This window comes from Variovorax ginsengisoli, from assembly GCF_030486595.1.
In the GTDB taxonomy this organism is placed as follows: domain Bacteria; phylum Pseudomonadota; class Gammaproteobacteria; order Burkholderiales; family Burkholderiaceae_C; genus Variovorax; species Variovorax ginsengisoli_B.
This window is the reverse complement of sequence record NZ_JAUJZH010000051.1, coordinates 1-17,699: the sequence shown is the minus strand read 5'-3', so window position 1 is coordinate 17,699 and position 17,699 is coordinate 1. Positions and strand designations below refer to the sequence as shown.

Annotated in this window: 13 protein-coding genes and 4 pseudogenes; 12 read left to right on the top strand and 5 right to left on the bottom strand. The window is 65.6% G+C overall.

Going from position 1 to position 17,699, the window contains the following annotated elements; all coding sequences use genetic code 11:
* The first annotated feature begins 166 nt into the window (after positions 1-166).
* Positions 167-1,330: a hybrid sensor histidine kinase/response regulator gene (locus QZH52_RS37075; protein WP_301816279.1), complete on the top strand. Its 1,164-nt coding sequence runs from the start codon at positions 167-169 to the stop codon at positions 1,328-1,330.
* Positions 1,331-1,628: 298 nt separating this feature from the next.
* A pseudogene (locus QZH52_RS37070) lies at positions 1,629-1,727 on the top strand (SDR family oxidoreductase); the annotation flags it as partial.
* Positions 1,728-1,766: 39 nt separating this feature from the next.
* On the opposite strand, the gene QZH52_RS37065 reads toward QZH52_RS37070, so the two are convergent.
* A complete protein-coding gene (locus QZH52_RS37065) occupies positions 1,767-6,674 on the bottom strand; it encodes a PAS domain S-box protein (RefSeq protein ID WP_301816278.1) in 4,908 nt (1,635 codons plus the stop codon).
* Between the two features lie 320 nt (positions 6,675-6,994).
* Between QZH52_RS37065 and QZH52_RS37060 the strand changes: the two genes are divergently transcribed.
* Positions 6,995-8,158 (top strand): ice-binding family protein, encoded by a 1,164-nt coding sequence (locus QZH52_RS37060; RefSeq protein WP_301816277.1) that lies wholly within the window; start codon positions 6,995-6,997, stop codon positions 8,156-8,158.
* A complete protein-coding gene (locus QZH52_RS37055; RefSeq protein ID WP_301816276.1) occupies positions 8,155-9,351 on the top strand; it encodes an OmpA family protein in 1,197 nt (398 codons plus the stop codon). The genes QZH52_RS37060 and QZH52_RS37055 overlap by 4 nt, the downstream gene beginning before the upstream one ends.
* A 117-nt stretch (positions 9,352-9,468) precedes the next feature.
* Here QZH52_RS37055 and QZH52_RS38850 read toward each other — a convergent pair whose 3' ends face one another.
* The gene (locus QZH52_RS38850) at positions 9,469-9,669 is read right to left on the bottom strand and encodes a response regulator (RefSeq protein ID WP_366919368.1); all 201 of its coding nucleotides are present in this window, start codon (positions 9,667-9,669) and stop codon (positions 9,469-9,471) included.
* 127 nt (positions 9,670-9,796) lie between these two features.
* Here QZH52_RS38850 and QZH52_RS37050 point away from each other — a divergent pair, with 127 nt between their 5' ends.
* From QZH52_RS37050 to QZH52_RS37025, 7 genes and pseudogenes are all read left to right on the top strand, one after another.
* On the top strand, positions 9,797-10,288 hold the full coding sequence (locus QZH52_RS37050; RefSeq protein WP_301816275.1) for an IS110 family transposase: 492 nt from the start codon (positions 9,797-9,799) through the stop codon (positions 10,286-10,288).
* A 114-nt stretch (positions 10,289-10,402) separates the two neighbouring features.
* A pseudogene (locus QZH52_RS37045) lies at positions 10,403-11,427 on the top strand (IS110 family RNA-guided transposase).
* Between the two features lie 740 nt (positions 11,428-12,167).
* Positions 12,168-12,584, top strand: coding sequence for a hypothetical protein (locus QZH52_RS37040; protein WP_301816274.1), 417 nt, complete (start codon positions 12,168-12,170; stop codon positions 12,582-12,584).
* A gap of 365 nt (positions 12,585-12,949) precedes the next feature.
* Positions 12,950-13,771: pseudogene (locus tag QZH52_RS37035) on the top strand (AAA family ATPase); the annotation flags it as partial.
* A gap of 140 nt (positions 13,772-13,911) precedes the next feature.
* Positions 13,912-14,043, top strand: a pseudogene (locus tag QZH52_RS38940) (ClpB D2-like domain containing protein); the annotation flags it as partial.
* A 54-nt stretch (positions 14,044-14,097) separates the two neighbouring features.
* Positions 14,098-14,253 (top strand): hypothetical protein, encoded by a 156-nt coding sequence (locus QZH52_RS37030; protein WP_301816300.1) that lies wholly within the window; start codon positions 14,098-14,100, stop codon positions 14,251-14,253.
* Between the two features lie 199 nt (positions 14,254-14,452).
* Entirely contained in the window at positions 14,453-14,605 is a 153-nt protein-coding gene (locus QZH52_RS37025) for a hypothetical protein (RefSeq protein WP_301816273.1), read from the top strand.
* Between the two features lie 52 nt (positions 14,606-14,657).
* Here the strand turns inward: QZH52_RS37025 and QZH52_RS37020 are convergent, their stop codons facing one another.
* Positions 14,658-15,788, bottom strand: coding sequence for a low temperature requirement protein A (locus QZH52_RS37020; protein ID WP_301816272.1), 1,131 nt, complete (start codon positions 15,786-15,788; stop codon positions 14,658-14,660).
* 33 nt (positions 15,789-15,821) lie between these two features.
* Positions 15,822-16,355, bottom strand: a complete 534-nt coding sequence (locus tag QZH52_RS37015; RefSeq protein ID WP_301816271.1) for a DsbA family protein — start codon at positions 16,353-16,355, stop codon at positions 15,822-15,824.
* Positions 16,356-16,611: 256 nt separating this feature from the next.
* Between QZH52_RS37015 and QZH52_RS37010 the strand changes: the two genes are divergently transcribed.
* Entirely contained in the window at positions 16,612-17,250 is a 639-nt protein-coding gene (locus QZH52_RS37010; protein ID WP_301816297.1) for a carbonic anhydrase, read from the top strand.
* A 66-nt stretch (positions 17,251-17,316) separates the two neighbouring features.
* Here QZH52_RS37010 and QZH52_RS37005 read toward each other — a convergent pair whose 3' ends face one another.
* Positions 17,317-17,547 carry a putative quinol monooxygenase gene (locus QZH52_RS37005; protein ID WP_301816270.1) on the bottom strand — a complete coding sequence of 77 codons (231 nt, stop codon included), beginning with the start codon at positions 17,545-17,547 and terminating at the stop codon, positions 17,317-17,319.
* Positions 17,548-17,699 lie beyond the last annotated feature (152 nt).

The following is a 17,699-nucleotide window of genomic DNA, read 5'->3' as shown; positions in this document are numbered from 1 at the left end:
TCGACCTGAGAGCGATGATGGAAGTTTGAGCCCGCGACGACAGTCCCTCGCGATTCGCGAGCGAGCGCTAGCCCGCCGCGAGGAGGACATGCGCGCGTGGGAGCTGACAAGGGCGACCGCCGAGACCCTCAGCGAGAATCTGAGGGAGGCAAACGAACATCTGGTCATGGCCACGCTTGCGGCCGAAAAGCTGGAGGAAGCGGCACAGAAAGCCAAGCACCGACAGGACGAGTTCTTGGCGATGCTGGCGCATGAACTGCGCAATCCCTTGGCGCCGATTCGGAGCGCCGTCGCCTTGCTGGAGCGCCTTGACACTGTCGATCCGCGTGTGACGACCATCCGTGAAGTAGTGCGTCGTCAGGTCGAACACATGGCGCGCCTGCTGGACGATTTGCTCGACGCGTCGCGAGTGACGAGCGGCAAAGTTACCTTGCAGCGGCAGACGGTCAAGGTGAGCGAGTTCGTCGACCAGGCCGTTGAGATGTACCGCGGACTCATTGACTCGCAGCGTCAGCATCTCACCCTCGACATGCCGGTCAGCCCCATGTATGTGGACGGAGACTTGACGCGTTTGGCGCAGATCATCGGCAATCTGCTTCACAACGCGGCCAAGTACACGCCAGAGGGCGGTGACATCGCCTTGATCGCCAGACCCGATCGGGACAAGGTGGTGATCCGCGTGACGGATACCGGGAGCGGCATCGCGGCGGAAACGCTGCCTCATATCTTCGACTTGTTCGCGCAGGAAGAACGTTCTCTGAGTCGCAGCCAGGGTGGCCTCGGCATTGGGCTCACTGTGGTGCGCGCCATGGTTGACCGGCATGGCGGGACGGTCACAGCAAGAAGTGCCGGCATTGGTGCAGGCAGCGAGTTCACCGTCATCCTGCCGCGCGTGAGAAAGGCGGCTGAACGGGCCAAGGAGCAGGCGCCCAAGCCCGCCTTCGTTCCAGCTCGAATCTTGATCGTTGACGACAACGTCGACGCGGGCGTCCTGTTGTCTATGCTGTTGGAGATGTGTGGCTATGAGGTCAAAGTCGCTCTGGACGGGGCAAGCGCTCTGATTGCCTTCGAGCACCAGCGGTCGCAGATCGTGGTGTGCGACATTGGTCTTCCCGTCATGAATGGCTATGAAGTCGCCCGGCGGCTGCGGCAAAGTCGCGCGACGGGCGATCCGCCGCTGATGTTGATCGCGCTCACAGGCTACGAAGGTCCGGAAGACCGGCAACGCGCGCTAGCAGCAGGGTTCGATCATCACGTGGCCAAACCGGTCGACTTCGAAGTGTTGCTCAAACTGATTGAGCAGGCGGAGATTGCGCGGGGCGAGTCGTAGACGCGTCTAAGAGGTCCGACCTTCGGCTCAACCGCGGCGTGGCAATGGCCGCTCAGCGTTGCGGTCGCTGCGCGCCGGTGTTCGAACGGCAGTGATGGGCCCATCCCCAGTGCCTGGCAGGCCCTGACGGTCAATACCCCCCATCGGCCTCGACGTTTCGCCGCATCGGCGGCGGCATCCGCGTCAACGCGGTCAGCCCGGGCCGGATCTCGACGCCGTTCTACGGCAAGCTGGGCCTGGCGGCGGCCGATCTTGACAAGATGGCCGGCGCCATCCTGGGCCACGTCCGCCCGGCCGCTGCGGCGAGCCCTCGGAAATCGCCAAGGCGGTGGTCTTCATCGCCTCGGACGAGTCGAAGTTCACGGTCGGCAGCGAGCTGGTGATCGACGGCGGCTGAGCAACTTCTGAGGCAGCGCGTGACCGCGGGCCGCCGTCGCTAAGGCGCGGCCCGGGCGTCGACCGCCATCCTGACCAGATGAGCGAGGTGAGCCGCGCCCATCTTGGACATGACACGGGCCCGATGCGTCTCCACCGTCCGGAAACTGCCGCCGAGCTCGATGGCGATCAGCTTGCTCGTCAAGCCGGTGACCAGGCAATCGTGGACTTCACGCTCGCGTGGCGTGAGCGTGGCGAGGCGGCGCTCATGATCGGCCGCCGCGGCTGGCGCTGCGGCGGCTGCCTGGCCCAGCATCGAGGCGCGGCGAACGCGCTGGACCAGATCGGCGCGTTCGACCGGCTTCTCGAGAAAATCAACCGCGCCATTGCGCATGGCCTCCACGGCCAACGGAATCTCGGAAGCCCCCGTGAGGAACATCACCGGCAAGCCGACGCGACGCTCGCGCAGTTCCTCCTGCAATGCGATGCCGGACATGCCCGGCATCTTCACGTCCAGCAGCAAGACGCCCGGCGGCGTCAGGTCGCCATGGGAAAGCAGGTCCTCGGCCGAAGAAAAGACTTCAGTCCTGAAACCGGCCCCCACCAGCATTCGCTTCAGCGCGGCGCGCATGAACTCGTCGTCGTCGACCACCAGGACCCGCAGGCGGGCGGCTGAATCCGGCGGCTCGGCGCGCAGTGCGAGAAACTGATCAATGTCGCGCACTTCGGTCTCGAGCCGCACCAGCAGCGACAGCAAGGTGGCGTCGTTGTCGTTTCGGGCACTGCTTTCGGTCGCGACGCAAAGGTCGGCGAGGCGGATCGCCCCGATCGCCAGGGCGCCCGACCTGAGCTTGTGGACCGCGTCCAGGACCACCTGGCGCAAGCCGGTCCGGACGCCATGGGCCAGTTCCGTGCCCACCCGCGCGGCGCTTGCCCGAAAGGCCTGCAACACCTCGGCGGTCGCCGCCGGGTCGTCGCCGATCAATGAGGCCAGGACGCTCAGGTTGACCGGCGGTTCGCCTCCGGAAGAAGGTCCCCGCGTTTCCCCAGGCGCCGTCTTTGTCCCGGGTGGGTCCGCCACATACCTCAGCAGGGTCGCCTTCAAGGTCTCGAACGGCAGGGGCTTGATCAGGCACTCGTCGATGCCGACGTCCAGGCAATGCCGTGCGTCACCCGAGCGCGCATCGGCCGTCAGCGCAATGATCGGCATGCGCCGCATGCCCTTTTCCTCGGCGCGAATCGTGGCCACCAACTCGTAGCCATCCATGACCGGCATGTGAAGGTCGGTCAGCAGCAGCGAATAGTCGTTGCGCCGCAGCAGCTCGAGCGCCTCGCGGCCGTTTCGCCCGACATCGGTTGAAAAGCCCATCAGCGACAGTTGCTTGCGCAAGACGAGCTCGTTGGTTTCGTTGTCCTCCGCCACCAGCACCCGTGGCCTGATGGACGGGCCGCTCGAAGCCGAAGCCGCGGCGCCCACGAATCTTGCCGAAGGCGGCGCCGCGTCCGCGAGCGCCGGATAGCTGCCCGGATCGACGCCATCGATCGCCCGCGTGCGAAATGGCAGCGTCACCGTGAAAGTCGAACCGAGCCCGGGCTGGCTGCGCGCTTCGATCCGGCCTCCCATCATTTCCACCAGGGCATGCGAAATGCTCAACCCCAGTCCGGTGCCGCCGAAGCGCCGCGTCGTGCTGCTGTCCGCCTGGCTGAAGGGCGTGAACAGCCGTGACAGCATGTGCTCGTCCATGCCGATGCCGTTGTCGGTGACCTGGAACTCCGTCATCGAGACGGCGTTGGCCCTTTCGACCAGCGAGACGCCCAGCGCCACCCGGCCGGCAGGCCCCGGCTGGCTGCTGAACTTGATCGCGTTGCCGACGACGTTGAGCAGAACCTGGCGCAGGCGCGCGGCATCGCCGTACACCTTCGAAGGCACAGCGGCATCCATGGACACGGTCAAGGCCACGCCACCCTTCGATGCGGCGGGTGCCAGCGTGGCGCGCACGCCTTCGATCACGGCGGCGATGGCCATGGGCTCCAGGTCGACGCTGAAACGCCCGGCCTCGATCTTGGAGAAGTCGAGGACGTCGTCGACGAGCGCGAGCAACGACGTTGCCGAATCGCGAGCGATATGGACGGTTTCGCGCTGATCGGGCTGGAGGCTGCCCTGCGCCAGCACGTCGATCATGCCGATCACGCCGTTCATCGGCGTGCGGATCTCATGACTCATCGCGGCCAGGAAGGCGGACTTGGCCCGATTTGCCTGCTCGGCGGCGTCCAGCGCCAGACTGAGCTCGGCCGTGCGCACCTGCACCCGCGTCTCGAGCGCCGTGTTGATCTCGCGCAGCTCGCTCTGGTCACGCTTGCGATCGCTGATGTCGCGCTGGATCGCGACGAAGTGGCCGGGATGGGCCCCTTCGGCACCGACCGGCACGATGTCCAGCTCGACCCAGTATTCGCCTCCCGACTTGGTGTAGTTCAGCAGTTCGGCATGCACGGGCTCGCTGCGCGCCAAGGCTGCACGTATGCGGTCGAGTTCGGCGCGCTCCGTCATCGGACCCTGCAGGAAGCGCGGCGATCGTCCCAGGACTTCTTCGCGCCCGTAGCCCGTGATGCGCTCGAAGGCATCGTTGACGAACACGATCCGCGGTCCCGGCCCGTCGACCAGGTTGTCGGTGATCAGCACGACATCGTTGAGTTGGGCGACGCTCGCCTCCAGGAGCTCGAGTTGCTGGCGCGCCCCGCGCTCGGCGGTCACGTCCCGGAGGTACACCGAAAGGCCTTCTTCGAAGGCATAGATGTTGACCCGCAGCCACGCATTCAGCGGCATGAAGAAGGTCTCGAACGTGGCCGCCATTCGCTGCGACATGGCGCTTCGATAAGAGGCTTCGAATTCTCTCCCCAGAGATCCCGGGATGCATTTCCAGAAGACCTGGCCTGTCAGTTCGCCGCCCGGGCGCTGGAGCATCTGCTCGGCCCTCGGGTTGACGTAGCTGAGGCGCCAGTTCGCATCGAGCGCCAGGAAACCGTCGGAGAGAGTTTCAAGCGTGGTGGTGAGACGCTCCGAAAGGCGCCGGGCACTTTCTTCCGTGCGCTTGCGCTCGGAGAGATCCTGGAATGCGCCTTGCACCCGCCGGATGCTTCCGTTCTCGTCCCTGATTGCCTCGGCAATCACGCGAACCCACACCCGCCGGCCCGTGGCGGCGATGATTTCGAACTCCATGTCGCAAGCCACCCCCTGCCGGGCGCAAGCGATGAAGGCGTTCGATGCGGCAGCGATCGACTCGGGGGCATAGAAGGCCATGGCCTCGACAATGCTCGGGGACGTCCCGGGAGGTACGCCGTGAATCGCGCAGACCTCGTCCGACCAGAGGGCCCTGTCCTCGTCCAGGTCGGCCATCCAGGCGCCGATGCGACCCATCTTGCCAGCCAGCTTCAGCATCAGCCGGCTCTCCTGAAGTCTCTGTTCGGCATGCGCCCGCTCGGTCACGTCCTGGCACGTCCCGAGCACGCGGATCGGCTTGCCCTTGGCGTCGAAGTACACCTGCCAGCGTTCCTCGACGGTTTTCATGGCGCCGTTCGGCAACAGCACCCGGTGGGTGATGCCCTGGGCCTTCGGCTCCTGCAGCGACGCTGTAAAGATGGCCTCGATCCTGGCCCGGTCATCGGGGTGCACGCGTTGCAGAAAGCCGGCATGCGTAGGCGCGAAGCCCAGCGGATCGGTGTCGAAGATCCGGTGCGTCTCGTCGGACCATTCGACCGTCCCGGTCGCAAGATCGGTGATCCAGCTGCCGATCTTTTCGACGGTCTGCGCGGCCATCAGGCGCATTCGGCCGAGTTCCAGTTTCTCGTTCAAGCGGCGCTGGCGGGTCACGTCGCGGATGTAGACGGAGAGCCCCCTGCGCGACGGATGGATCCGGACTTCGAACCAGCGACTGCGCAAAGACAGTCGCTCGACGACCTGCACCGTGGTCTCGAGTTCCATCGATTGGCGCAATGCCGGCTCGAACGGCGTACCCGCGAGCTCCGGCAAAGCGTTCCACACCGTTCGGCCGAGCAGGTCAGTGCGGGCGTGCCCGAGCAGGCGTCGGGCCTGCTCGTTCAGGTAGGTGATGCGCCACTCGCGATCGATGGTGCAGAAGCCGTCGGGCAGGCGTTCGAGGGTGGTCCCCAGCCGATCGGCGATTTCTCGCGTCTCCTCCTGCGCCCTCTTGTGATCCGAGATGTTCCGGTGGATGCCGATCAAGCCGATGACCGCGCCGTCGGCATCGCGCAGCGGAACCTTGATGGTGCGTTGCCAGTGGGGCACGCCGGCGAGATCGACGTGCCGCCGATCGCGATCGAGCACGGGCTTTCCACCCAGCACACGCTGGTTCTCGGCCTGCGCGGCTTCCGCCCCTGCAGCGGGCATGAGGTCATGAACCGACTTGCCCTCCAGGTCGCGCTCCCGGTCCGCGCCGAGCTGACGCAGCGCTTCGCGGTTGCACATCACCAGGCGCTCTTCCGTGTCCAGGGCATAGATCATGTCGGGCGAGGCGTCGACCAGCGTCCTCAGCATGCGATGCGCCGCGTCCTGGCTCGCGCTTCGTGGTTCGTCGACGACATCGACGTCGACATGCGTCACGACCGCGCCGCCTGCCGGGCCCTGCAGCGGCGTCACGCTCATGCGGCACGGCTGGCGCCCGAGCGGCGACTCCCAGGTGTAGTCCCACGAGAATTTCTGCGTCGTCCCCTTCAGGACCGAGCGCATTCCCCGGACCGCGTCCGCCGCCGCCTCCGGCGCGCCGCTGACCATGGTCGCGTACTGCTCGGGGTAGTCGGAGCCCACCCCGCTGTAGAAGGGCGCAGCCCCACTTGACGCGGCAAGAAGCGCCCACTCGGAGTCCACGCAGAGGACCAGCCCCTGCGCGTCGAGCAGCGCCACGCGCGGCGTCGCGTTGTTCGGGGCTGCCCGATTCGATGCCCACGGAGTCATTCCAGCAACCCTTCTCCAGTGCGGGAACTCCGCGAGCGCCTGCGGAGGCGAAGGCGTCGCCCATTGTCCGCTCAATCGGTATGTGTGAACTATTCCCGCGACCTACGTGCGCGTACGGATAGGTCGGACGGGACCACGGCCCTACGCTTCCCTTTCGGACGACGGCGGCTGGCAGGCCGCGCGCTTCCACCCCCCCATTCTTCGCAAATAGACTATTCATGAGCCATTTCCCTACACGATTCAAATTGATTCCGCGGATCTTTCCGCTGCTTTTGGCCTGCGCGCTTGCCGCTTGCGGCGGCGGTGGCGGTGGCGGCGGGATGAACCCCATCCTGGGTGGCGTGGGGGTCGGGCAGACCTCGGGCGCAGGAGCGGGGGCCGCTGGAGCCGCGGGTCTCGGCGCCGCCGGCGGACAACCGGGCACACCGGTCGCACCGACCATTTCGTCGGTGACTCCGGCGCTGGGAGCCTCCGGCCTGTGCCCGGTCACGACCGTCAGTGCCGGGTTCGACATGGCCATGGACGCAGCGACCATCAACGCCTCCACCTTCCAGGTCGTGGGCAACGGCGCGCCGATCTCGGGCACCGTCACCTATGACCCGATCACGCGGGTCGCACGCTTCGTCGCGACCGCGGCGGCGGGCTTTGCGCCCAGCAGTGCCTTCGTGGTGACGATCAAATCGGGCAGCGCGGGCGTCAAGGGCAAGGACGGCATGGCCCTGGCGGCCGATCGCGTCTGGGACTTCTCCACCGGATCCAAAGCTTGCATCGCCGCGGTCGATCTGCGCAGTGCCGGCCTGTTCGGCGGATTCGGCGGCGGCGCCGGCGTGACGAACCAGGGCGTCAACACCGTGGTCAACGGCAACCTCGGCACCACCGCGGCATGCACCTTGATCACCGGCTTCCACGACGCTTCGAACATCTACACCGAGACGCCCTTGAATCGCGGGGCGGTGACCAACGGCGCCGTCTTCTGCGCGCCGCCCGCACCCGGGACCGCCGCCGGCATGACGATCGCCACGCAGGCGGCAGCCGATGCCCAGCGGGCCTACGACGACCTGGCGGCCTTGCCGGCAGGAAACGATCCGGGCGCCGGCCAACTCGGTGGACGCGTGCTGCCGCCCGCGGTCTACACCTCGGCGGGCGGAACCTTCGCCATCACGACCGGCGACCTCACGCTGGATGCGCAAGGGAATCCGGACGCGGTGTGGGTGTTCCAAGTACCTTCGTCGCTGACCATCGGGCTGGGCGCCACGCCCCGCACCGTGCTGCTGACCAACGGCGCGCAGGCCAAGAACGTGTTCTGGCAAGTCGCGAGCGCCGCTCGCATCGAAGACGGCAGCAGCATGGTGGGCACCATCATCGCCGGCGCCGGCGTGACGATCTCCACCGCGGGCCAGACCGCGCAGACCGTCCTGACCGGACGCGCCCTGGGCCTTGCCGCCTCGGTGACCATGGTCAACACCACGGTGGTGGCCCCGTGAACGCCGGCAACAGCCTCGTTCGTCCGCCCGCTCTGCCTGCCCTCCCGAAAGCCAAGATGAAACCTCGACACCTGCTGCGCATGCTCGGCCTGACCGGCCTGGGCTGCGTGGTTGCCGGCTCCGCCCTGGCCCAGGGCCGCGAGGCCCCCTACTTCTACGGCGGCGTCTCGCTGGGCGGCTCGCAGGCCCGCATCGACGACGAGAGCATCGTCGCGCGCCTGCGCATCGCGGGCCTTGCCACCACCGGCATGTCGCGCGACGAGAGTTCGCTCGCCTACAAGCTCTTTGGTGGCTATCAGTTCACTCCGAACTGGGCCGTCGAAGCCGGGTACTTCAACCTCGGCAAGTTCGGGTTCGCAGCCACCACGACGCCGACCGGAATCTTGACCGGCGAGGCGAAGTTCCAGGGGGTCAATCTCGACCTCGTGGGCACGCTTCCCCTGGACGAGCGCTGGTCGGTGCTCGGGCGGGTAGGGGTGCAGTACGGCCGCACGCGCGATACCTTTTCGCGCAGTGGCGCGGTCGCCGTGACCGCCCTGAACCCCAGCAGCAGCGACGCCAACTACAAGTTCGGCGTCGGCATCCAGTATGCGGTGAGCCCCGGCTTCCTCATCCGCGGCGAGCTCGAACGCTACCGGGTCAACGACGCCGTGGGAAACCGCGGCGACATCAACGCGGCCACGGTGAGCCTGGTGTTTCCATTCGGCGCCTCTGCAGCGGCGCCGGTGCGCAGCGCGCCGACCTACGTCGAGCCGGTGGCGGCGGTTGCGCCAGCGACCGTCCAGGCTGAGACGGTGGCGGCGGCTCCGATACGTCGGGTGAGCTTCTCTGCGGACTCGCTGTTCGGCTTCGATCGGGCCGAGGTCACGGCGCCCGGCAAGGTCGCGCTCGACCGGTTCGGCGCCGACCTCGCTCCGATCCAGTTCGAGGTGATCACGGTGGAAGGGCATACCGACCGTCTCGGCTCCGTCAGCCACAACCAGCGGCTTTCGGTGCAACGGGCTGAGGCCGTCAAGGCCTATCTCGCGCAGTCCGGCCGGATCGATCCGCGAAAAATCGTGGCCACGGGCAAGGCCAGCACGGCGCCGGTCACGAAGGCCGGCGAGTGCAAGGGCAGCCAGCCGAGCCCCGCGCTGATTGCCTGCCTGCAACCCGATCGCCGGGTCGAGGTCGGGGTGGTGGGGGTGCGCTGAGCGGCGCACATCACGAATCCCGGCTGGCCCGGCTTCCACTGGCGGCGTTGACGCCGCGAGCGGCCTGGCGCCATTGGACCTGCTCGTCGTGGTGACATCGCGCCACGGAAAGGTTTGTCAGCAGTTGCGCCAACGCAGCCGCCAGCCTTGCGAGTTCACGGTTTTTTCAATGTAGTGGTTGGCGCCGGCCTCGATGCGCTCATCCCGTGCGTGCGCGGCAGGCGTCGCCGAATAGTCGACCAGGGGAACGCCAGGAAACCGCTGCCGGACTTGGCGCACACCGGAGCATCCGGATGCATCGGGCAGATGCAGATCCAGAACGACATCGGGGACAGCCGCTGGCGGCCAGTCCTTTGGCGAGTTCGCGCAGGCGTGCGAACTCGACGATTTCCTCGCTTCGCCGAAGCCCGCCGAGGGCCATCGTCACCGCGTCGCGCATCAACGGATGATCGTCGACGACGAAGATCACGCCATCGCCCTCGCCTCGATAGCGGCGCTTCACATCGGGTCGTTTGCCGATGTGTCCCTGCGCTCCGTCTCGATTTGCGTTGTTGACGAACATGGCGAGGTGTGCCACGAAGCCAAGACGGCGGCGCAGCCAGCTGCGATTGCCAAGCGCTTGAGCAGCTTCAGCGCCGATGTGAAGGCTGTCCGCCTGGAGGCTGGCACGCTGACCCAGTACCTCACCTACGGCTTGCAGGCGGCAGGCTTCGAGGTGATCTGCATGGAAGCCAGGCAGGTCAAGAACACCCTGGCTGCCATGCGCAACAAGACCGACCGCAACGATGCCCGAGGCATCGCGGGGGGCAGTTTGTCGTGTCGCCTGACAGCAGGGCAAAGGAGGGCATGGCTGGCTCCGAAACGCAGGGCCGTCTATGTACTGGCTTCGATCCCTCGCAGGGCGACGCGCGTCTGGCACCTGCGCCATCAAACGTAAGTCCGCATGGCTGCTGGGCGTGCGAGAAAGCGCACCAATTTACTGAGATGGACCCGACGCCACCATTGAGACGAAACTGCGCATCTCAACAACCCTCTGGCTCGGAGGTTCGCCATGGAGATCGAGATTCTCGGCATCGACTTGGCCAAGCGCGTGTTCCAGCTTCATGGCGCCGATCGCCATGGGCATGCACAGCATCGTTCGAAGGTAACCCGCGCCGCGCTATTGCAAGCCGTACACGAGTTGCGGCCGCGGGTGATCGCGATGGAGGCATGCAGCTCGGCTCACCACTGGGCGCGGCGCTTCCAGGGACTGGGCATCGAGGTGCGGTTGATCAGCCCGCAGTACGTGACTCCTTTCGTCAAGACGAACAAGAACGACCATACCGACGCCGAGGCGATTGTCGAGGCCGCCTGCCGCCCGGCAATGCGGTTCGTGACCGTGAAATCTGTGGACCAGCAGGACATGATGGCCGCCCACCCTGTGCGCCAACTCCTTGTCCACCAGCGCACGGCACTCATCAACCAGGTCAGAGGCTTGCTCGGCGAGCGCAGCATTGCGATCGCCCAATCGACTGAGGCCCTGAAGCGCGCCATGCCCGAGATCCTCAAGCAGTGCGAAGGCGAGCTCACCAGCTTCTGCCAGACGCTGCTGATGGAATTGCTGCAGCAAGTACACGCGCTCGAAGAGCGCATTGCACATGCCGAGGCGTGGATCAAGTCGTTCATGAAGAGCTCGGCCCTGTGCAAGAAGATCACGGCCATCGACGGCGTCGGTCCGATCACCCCCACGGCGATCGTCGCCGCCGTCGGGGACGCCAAGGAGTTCAAAAACGGCCGGCATCTGGCGGCCTGGCTCGGCCTAGTGTCGCGTCAGTACTCGTCCGGCGGCAAATCGCGTCTCAAGGGTATCAGCAAGCGGGGCGATGCGTACCTTCGAACCCTGCTGATTCACGGCGCACGCTCGGTCCTGCGCTACGCTGTCGGCAAGGTCGATGCGCGCAGCGCTGGCTGCAGGAGCTGGTCGCGCGCCGCGACTACAACCGCGCGGCGGTGGCGCTGGCCAACAAGAATGCGCGCGTCATCCAGGTCCTGCTCAGCAGCGAAGACGTGTATCGACCCACGGGCGCCGCGCTCTGAAATCCCGTGGCATCTACAACAGTACCTTGAGGGGGAAAGAAGATACCCAGCACTGGTTTGCGAAGCTTCTCGAACATGATGACGAAATCGGTTGGACCAACACCCCGAAACCTGTTTTTGGTGCCGGCTGCACGCTCAGGCTCAAGCCGCCGATTTGCTAAGGACAGGGTGTGCGGATCTCATCAAGGCTGCGGGCGTGTCTCGACGGGCCCACTGGCAAGCCGTAAACATGCGTGCAGACCGTTTCTCATCGCCAACGAGAACTTGCAAAAGGCGTCGGGTCCATACATGCACGAAGAGTACGACAACCCCGGATCGTCGGCGAGGTCGACATAGAGCGATTGACACCGAGGTGCTACCGGCCCTGGCCGACGCGCAGGGCGGCAAGCCTGTTGGCGCCGAGTTGGAATCTAGCGAGGCTGAGGTCAACGACACGCTTGCGCCGCAGCATTGAGGCCGTCCGCCCCAGGAGACCACCGATGAAGTGCAGCATCGTCTTCCTCGCCACCAAGCTCGGGGCGCGGCGAGGTCCCTGGCGATGCCGTCGGTGGCTCAGTTGGGGCAAGTGCCGTTGTGCACGCGGACTGCCCATCTGGCCCGGTCGAAACTGCGCGCAACTGGTCATGGTCGCCGGGCGCTTGATTGCCGAGAATTGAAGGTCTGAACCGAGGCGGCGAATCGCGCGGCATTTGGCCGCCACGCGCCCGCAGGCAGTCACACGTCTGATGAAAACAACCGAAATGCTCGAGCTCGAACGGGCACTCCACTCGATCGAACTGATCCTGGCCGCCCGCTACGGCGACCATGAATTTGCGCCCTGGTCCGGCCCCACCAATCTAGGCGAACTATCTCCGCCAGCGCAGGAGGTCGTCATCCGCAGGGTAGAGGAAGCCAACAAGGCATCGCAGGAGCGCGCAGCCATTCATTTCTGCCTGACGTCCGCCGCCAGGCTGCTGACGGTGACACAGCTCCTCATGACCGAACCCGTCTACCGGTCGCCCGAGCATCACGCCCGGCGGCGACGCGAGCTGGTGAACGAAATTCGCGCCGGGGCGCGGTCCGCCTACCGGGCCGCGCTGATTCTGCTGGGTCAGGATCCAGCTTCGGACCTGTCCGTCGATGGGGCAATACAACAAGCTGCCCGCAGGAACCCGTGAGCCGAGCGGGCAATTGCTCTTAATGCCGAATCCGCGCGCCAGGCACGGCCTTGTCCACCCATGGCTCATCCGTCGCCCAGACGCGGCTCTTGGGTCGGTGGCCGGTATTGACGCGCCGCTCCCGGAGTGTCGACCTGCTCGGCGCCGTGGGGCCCGCTGCGCGCCCGGGCAACGCCTATGCCTGGCCTGCAATACGTTGATGAAACTGACCCTTGTCGGAGCGCCCGATCGGGTTCACATTGACCTATGCTCGTACCAGTGACGCTTCGGCCCGAATTGACCTTCTACGGCTTGGTGGCCCTGCACGCCAAGGAGGCCCTGCGCGATTGCCAGTGCGAAGGTCGGCCGTACTCACCCATCGCACAATGAACACCGCCGGACTGCAGCATATCGAGGCCAACGTTCGCAAGCTGCGCCAGGAGCAGGATGCCGCAGGTGCGGCCAAGCAATATGACAAGGCCAAGGACCTGGGCGACCGCATCAAGGGCGACGAGAAGACGCTCGCCGACACCACTGCGGCCTGGAAGAAGCGGCGTGGCACCAGCTCTTCCGAAGTGAGCGTGGAGGATGTGGCGCAGATCGTCTCGGCGCTGGCCGGCGTGCCGGTGTCCGAGCTGACCACCGAGGACCGCGAGAAGCTGCTCCAACTCGAAGACCGGCTGCGGGAACGCGTGGTCGGCCAGGAGGAGGCGGTCCACGCGGTCAGCGACGCCGTGCGCCTGGCGCGCGCCGGGCTGGGCGAAGCAGGCAAGCCGACCGCGACCTTTCTTTTCCTCGGCCTCACCGGCGTCGGCAAGACCGAGCTGGCCAAGGCCTTGGCGACGACGGTCTTCGGCAGCGAGGAGTCGCTGGTGCGCATCGACATGAGCGAGTATTCCGAGCGGCACACGGTCGCCCGGCTGGTCGGCGCGCCGCCGGGCTACGTAGGCTACGAGGAGGGCGGCCAGCTCACCGAGCGCGTGCGGCGCCGGCCCTACAGCGTGGTGCTGCTCGACGAGATCGAGAAGGCGCACTCCGAGGTGCACAACATGCTCCTGCAGCTGTTCGACGAAGGGCGCCTCACCGACGGCAAGGGGCGGGTGATCGACTTCACCAACACCATTGTCATCGCCACCAGCAACCTCGGGTCGGACGTGATCCAGCGTAACCTCAAGGCCGAAGATCGCGAAGTTCTCGAGTACCCGGCGCTGCGCGACCGGTTGATGGAACTGCTGCGCCACCACTTCCGGCCCGAATTCCTGAACCGGTCGACGAGGTCGTCGTTTTCCACGCGCTGGGCAAGCCGGAGATTCATGCCATCGTCGGGCTGCAGCTGCAGCTGCAGCGCGTGGCGCGCACTGCGGCCGCGCAGAACGTGCAGCTCGAGTTCGACGACTCGTTGGTCGACCACCTGGCGGAGATCGGCTACGACCCCGAGTTCGGCGCCCGAATGCTCAAGCGCAAGCTGCGTTCCGAGGTCGAATCGCGGCTGGCAACTGCCATGCTCAAGGGCGAAGTGTCTGCGGGTCAGAGCGTGAAGCTCGGCTACGACCCGGTCCAGAAGGCGCTTCGCATCGACAAGATGCCCGCCGGGACGGCACCGAGTGCGAAGCGGCGCGTCGCCGCGACGAAGACGAAAGCGCAAGAAGAGGCGGAAGCGGGGACGGAAGCTGGCACGGTGGCGGCCTGAGCGCTGCGCGACGACGGCCCGAACGGCGTGTTGAGGCGAGCTCGATGAGCTGGCTGCACCTGATGATTCACTTTCCCGAGGCCCGATGCAGCCATTTCGTGGAACGTCAATCCCGGCGTCTGCAGGGCGCGTGGCGCGCCAGGTGTAACCTTTCTGACGGCGCCGTTGACTTGCAAACTCTCGCCAATCGGAGCCAACGATGTCAATGCCCAGCCCGGAGCGCGAGCGTATCCCGCAGGCCCCGGAAAAATGCAGCTGGGTCATCGCCGACCCCGTCGGCGCGGCCACCAAGCTGGGCAAGCGCACATCGCTGCAATACAAGATGCAGAAGCTCGGCATCGCGCGCAATTGACCGCGCTGTGGTCGAGCTTGCCCAATCTCCCTCGAGCTGCGCAGGCAGCGGATCAGGCCGCCGCCTTCCTGCCGCGCACCAGGTGGCGGTAGCGCAGGTTGAGCAGCACGTAGCAGATCATGGTCGCCGTGATGCCCACCAGCATGGCGCCGACCCCGAGCGGCAACATCAGCACGAGTGCCGTCAGCGCGAACACGGCGGCGGTGTTGGACAGCAGGTAAGGCCGCAGCTCGGGCACCTCCATGTAGTACCCGTACTGCTTGCCCAGGAAGAACAGCACCGTACCGGCCGCGGCCAGCCGACGGAAGTCGCCCGGGTCGAGGTCGTCCAGGATCGCATGCCGGATCAGCGAGGCCAGGATCGCCAGTCCGATGAACAGGAAGAAGTGCGAATAGAGGATCGATAGCCCGGTCGCCAACTTGCGCTGTTCCAGCAGATGGAAGCTGTCGTAGTAGATCCACCAGATGGCCGACACCATGACGAATCCGCTGACTGCGGCGATGACGTTGGATCCGTTCCAGGCGATGCCCGTCAGCGCCGCCGAGATGCTGATCACCGATTCGCCCAGCATGATGATCGTCAGGCACCCAACTCGTTCGACCAGGTGTGCCGTGTGCGCCGGCACGACGTGTAGCCTCCGGGTCCGCAGCACCAGGGCCGCCATTTCGAACACGATTCCGGCATAGAAGACCAGGTAGCGCCACGGTGGCTTCATCAGCACCGAGGAAAGGCTGATCGCAGCACCAACGGCGAACACGGTGCCCACCGTCGAGGCGAAGCCACCCCCGTCGTGGTGCTTGCGCCTGGAGAAGAAGTACATCCCGGAGATGATCAGCCGCGCCCCACAGTAACAGACTACGGCCAGCGCGTAGTGTTCCTGGGCGCCGGCCGAGCTCTGCGCAGAGATCACGATCAGCAGGAGCATGATCAGCAAGGTGGACAGCCGGTGCTGGCGGCTGTCGGTGTCAAACCGATTCGCGTAGATCGTGTGGCCCGCCCAGATCCACCACAGCGGCAGGAACACCAGCACGAAGTGCAGGAACTGCTGAACCCCGATGTGGCCCTCATGCGCTTCGCTCAGGATCTCGCCGGCGGCGTGCAGGGCAACGACGAAGATCAGGTCGAAGAACAGCTCCAGCCACGTCGCGCGCCGGTGAGGGTCGAAATATCGCAGGTCCTTCACATCACCGCCTGGGCGCCGAGGCCGGAAGCGGGCTCAGGAGGCTGCCGCCGCGACCAGCATGATCGAGGCGAGCAGGGAAGCCTCGTCGTACCCGCCCCGGTGGAGCACGCCGTTGATGAAGAAGGTCGGCGTTCCCTTGATGCCGCTTTGCAGCCCGCCCTTCATGTCGTCCTGGACCTTGGGCAGGAACACGTGGCCGGCGAGATCGCTGGCGAACCGCTTCAGGTCCAGGTGCAGAGCGGCGGCGTACGTCATCAGGTCGACTGGCGCCAGTGCGTCCTGGTGCTCGAAGAGCATGTCGTGCATCTTCCAGAACCCGCCCTGGGCCCCCGCCGCTTCCGCGGCCTCAGCCGCGAGCGGCGCGTGGGGGTGCACGTCGACCAGCGGGAACTGGCGGAACACGACGGCCAGCGTGTCCGGCAGGTCCTGCTCCAGCTTCTTCACGACCCAGTAGGCCGCACCGCAGTACGGGCACTCGAAGTCGGCGTATTCGACCAGCACCACCGGTGCGTCCGGTGAACCGCGCAGATGGTCGCGCTCGTTGAGGGGAACGGTGAGTGTGTTCATGCACCGAAGGTAGCCGCGCGCGGCCGGCGTTTATTTCGGTTTCCTGCTTTTCATAGCGGAGCCCGGCTGATACTTGAGCCCGGACGCGCGGCGTGCGGCTTCGCCGCCACCAATCAGCCGGGCCCCATCTGATCAGCGGGTTCAAGGTCGTTCGATGAGTTCGCCTTCGCCATTGATCCTGCTTGCGGCCGAGTTGAACGCGCTGCGCAGCTCGAAAGACAATAGAGTCATCACCCCTCGCCGAGAGCTATATCACATGTTTCCTAAACGACTTTCCGACGGCTACGAGGCGTTCCTGAGCGGTCGCTTCCCCGACGAACGTATCCGCTACGAACAACTCGCAGAGATTGGGCAGAATCCGGAGATTCTGTTAATTGGCTGTTGCGATTCGCGCGTCTCACCGGAGGTCATCTTCGATGCTGGACCGGGCGAAATGTTCGTCATACGCAACGTGGCCAACCTGGTGCCGCCGTACGAAGGGGAAGCAGAATCATCTTCATACCATGGCACCAGCGCAGCCATCGAGTTTGCCGTCAATGCGCTCAACGTAAAGCACATCGTGGTGCTGGGCCATGCCTCGTGCGGCGGCGTGCGGGCCGTCTTCGACGATTTCAAGCCACTGACCAAGATCGATTTCGTCGGGAAGTGGGTGTCGCAGATCATCCCGGTGGCCGACAGTCTGCCGCGCACCGGTGATCGCGCCCATGATATCCAGCGGCTGGAAAGGGCTGTGGTCGGGCACAGCCTGACTAACCTCATGACGTTCCCGTCCATTCGCGCCCGGGTTGAGGACGGCAGGCTGGAACTGCACGGCGCCTACTTCGGCGTGGCGACGGGCCTGCTGTTCCTGCGCGATCCCGCCTCGGGCGAGTTCTCGCCCGTTCGCTCTGCCTAATGTCGGTTTTCTCCGCACCGGCTTCCAAGGCCTGTTGGCTTGAGTCAACCGGGCAGGGTAGGTCGTTTAGCCGGGTAGCTTTGCCGCAAGCACGTCGACTTTCTGAATGGACGGTGGCTCGGCGAACAACTCACCGGCCTGTGCCATCAAAGCCGCCGCCACCTTCCCGGACAGATGCGCTTCCCGGCCTGCCTCATTCGGGAACGCATCAAAGATTCCGAAGGTTGTCGGGCCCAGGCGAATGCCAAACCAAGCGGTAGTGGCGGGCTCTTCCATCACGATAGGGAGGCCACCCACAAGGAAGCTTTCGACCTCTTTCTCTTTCCCGGGCTTCGCTTCTAGTGGACTGTAACGTTTAAATAGGAAGTATCATTGAGCCCTCGGAGGGCGCAATGAAATTGACCGACGCCGAAATCGTGGAACTGCAGCGGCGAGCCAGTGGGAGGACC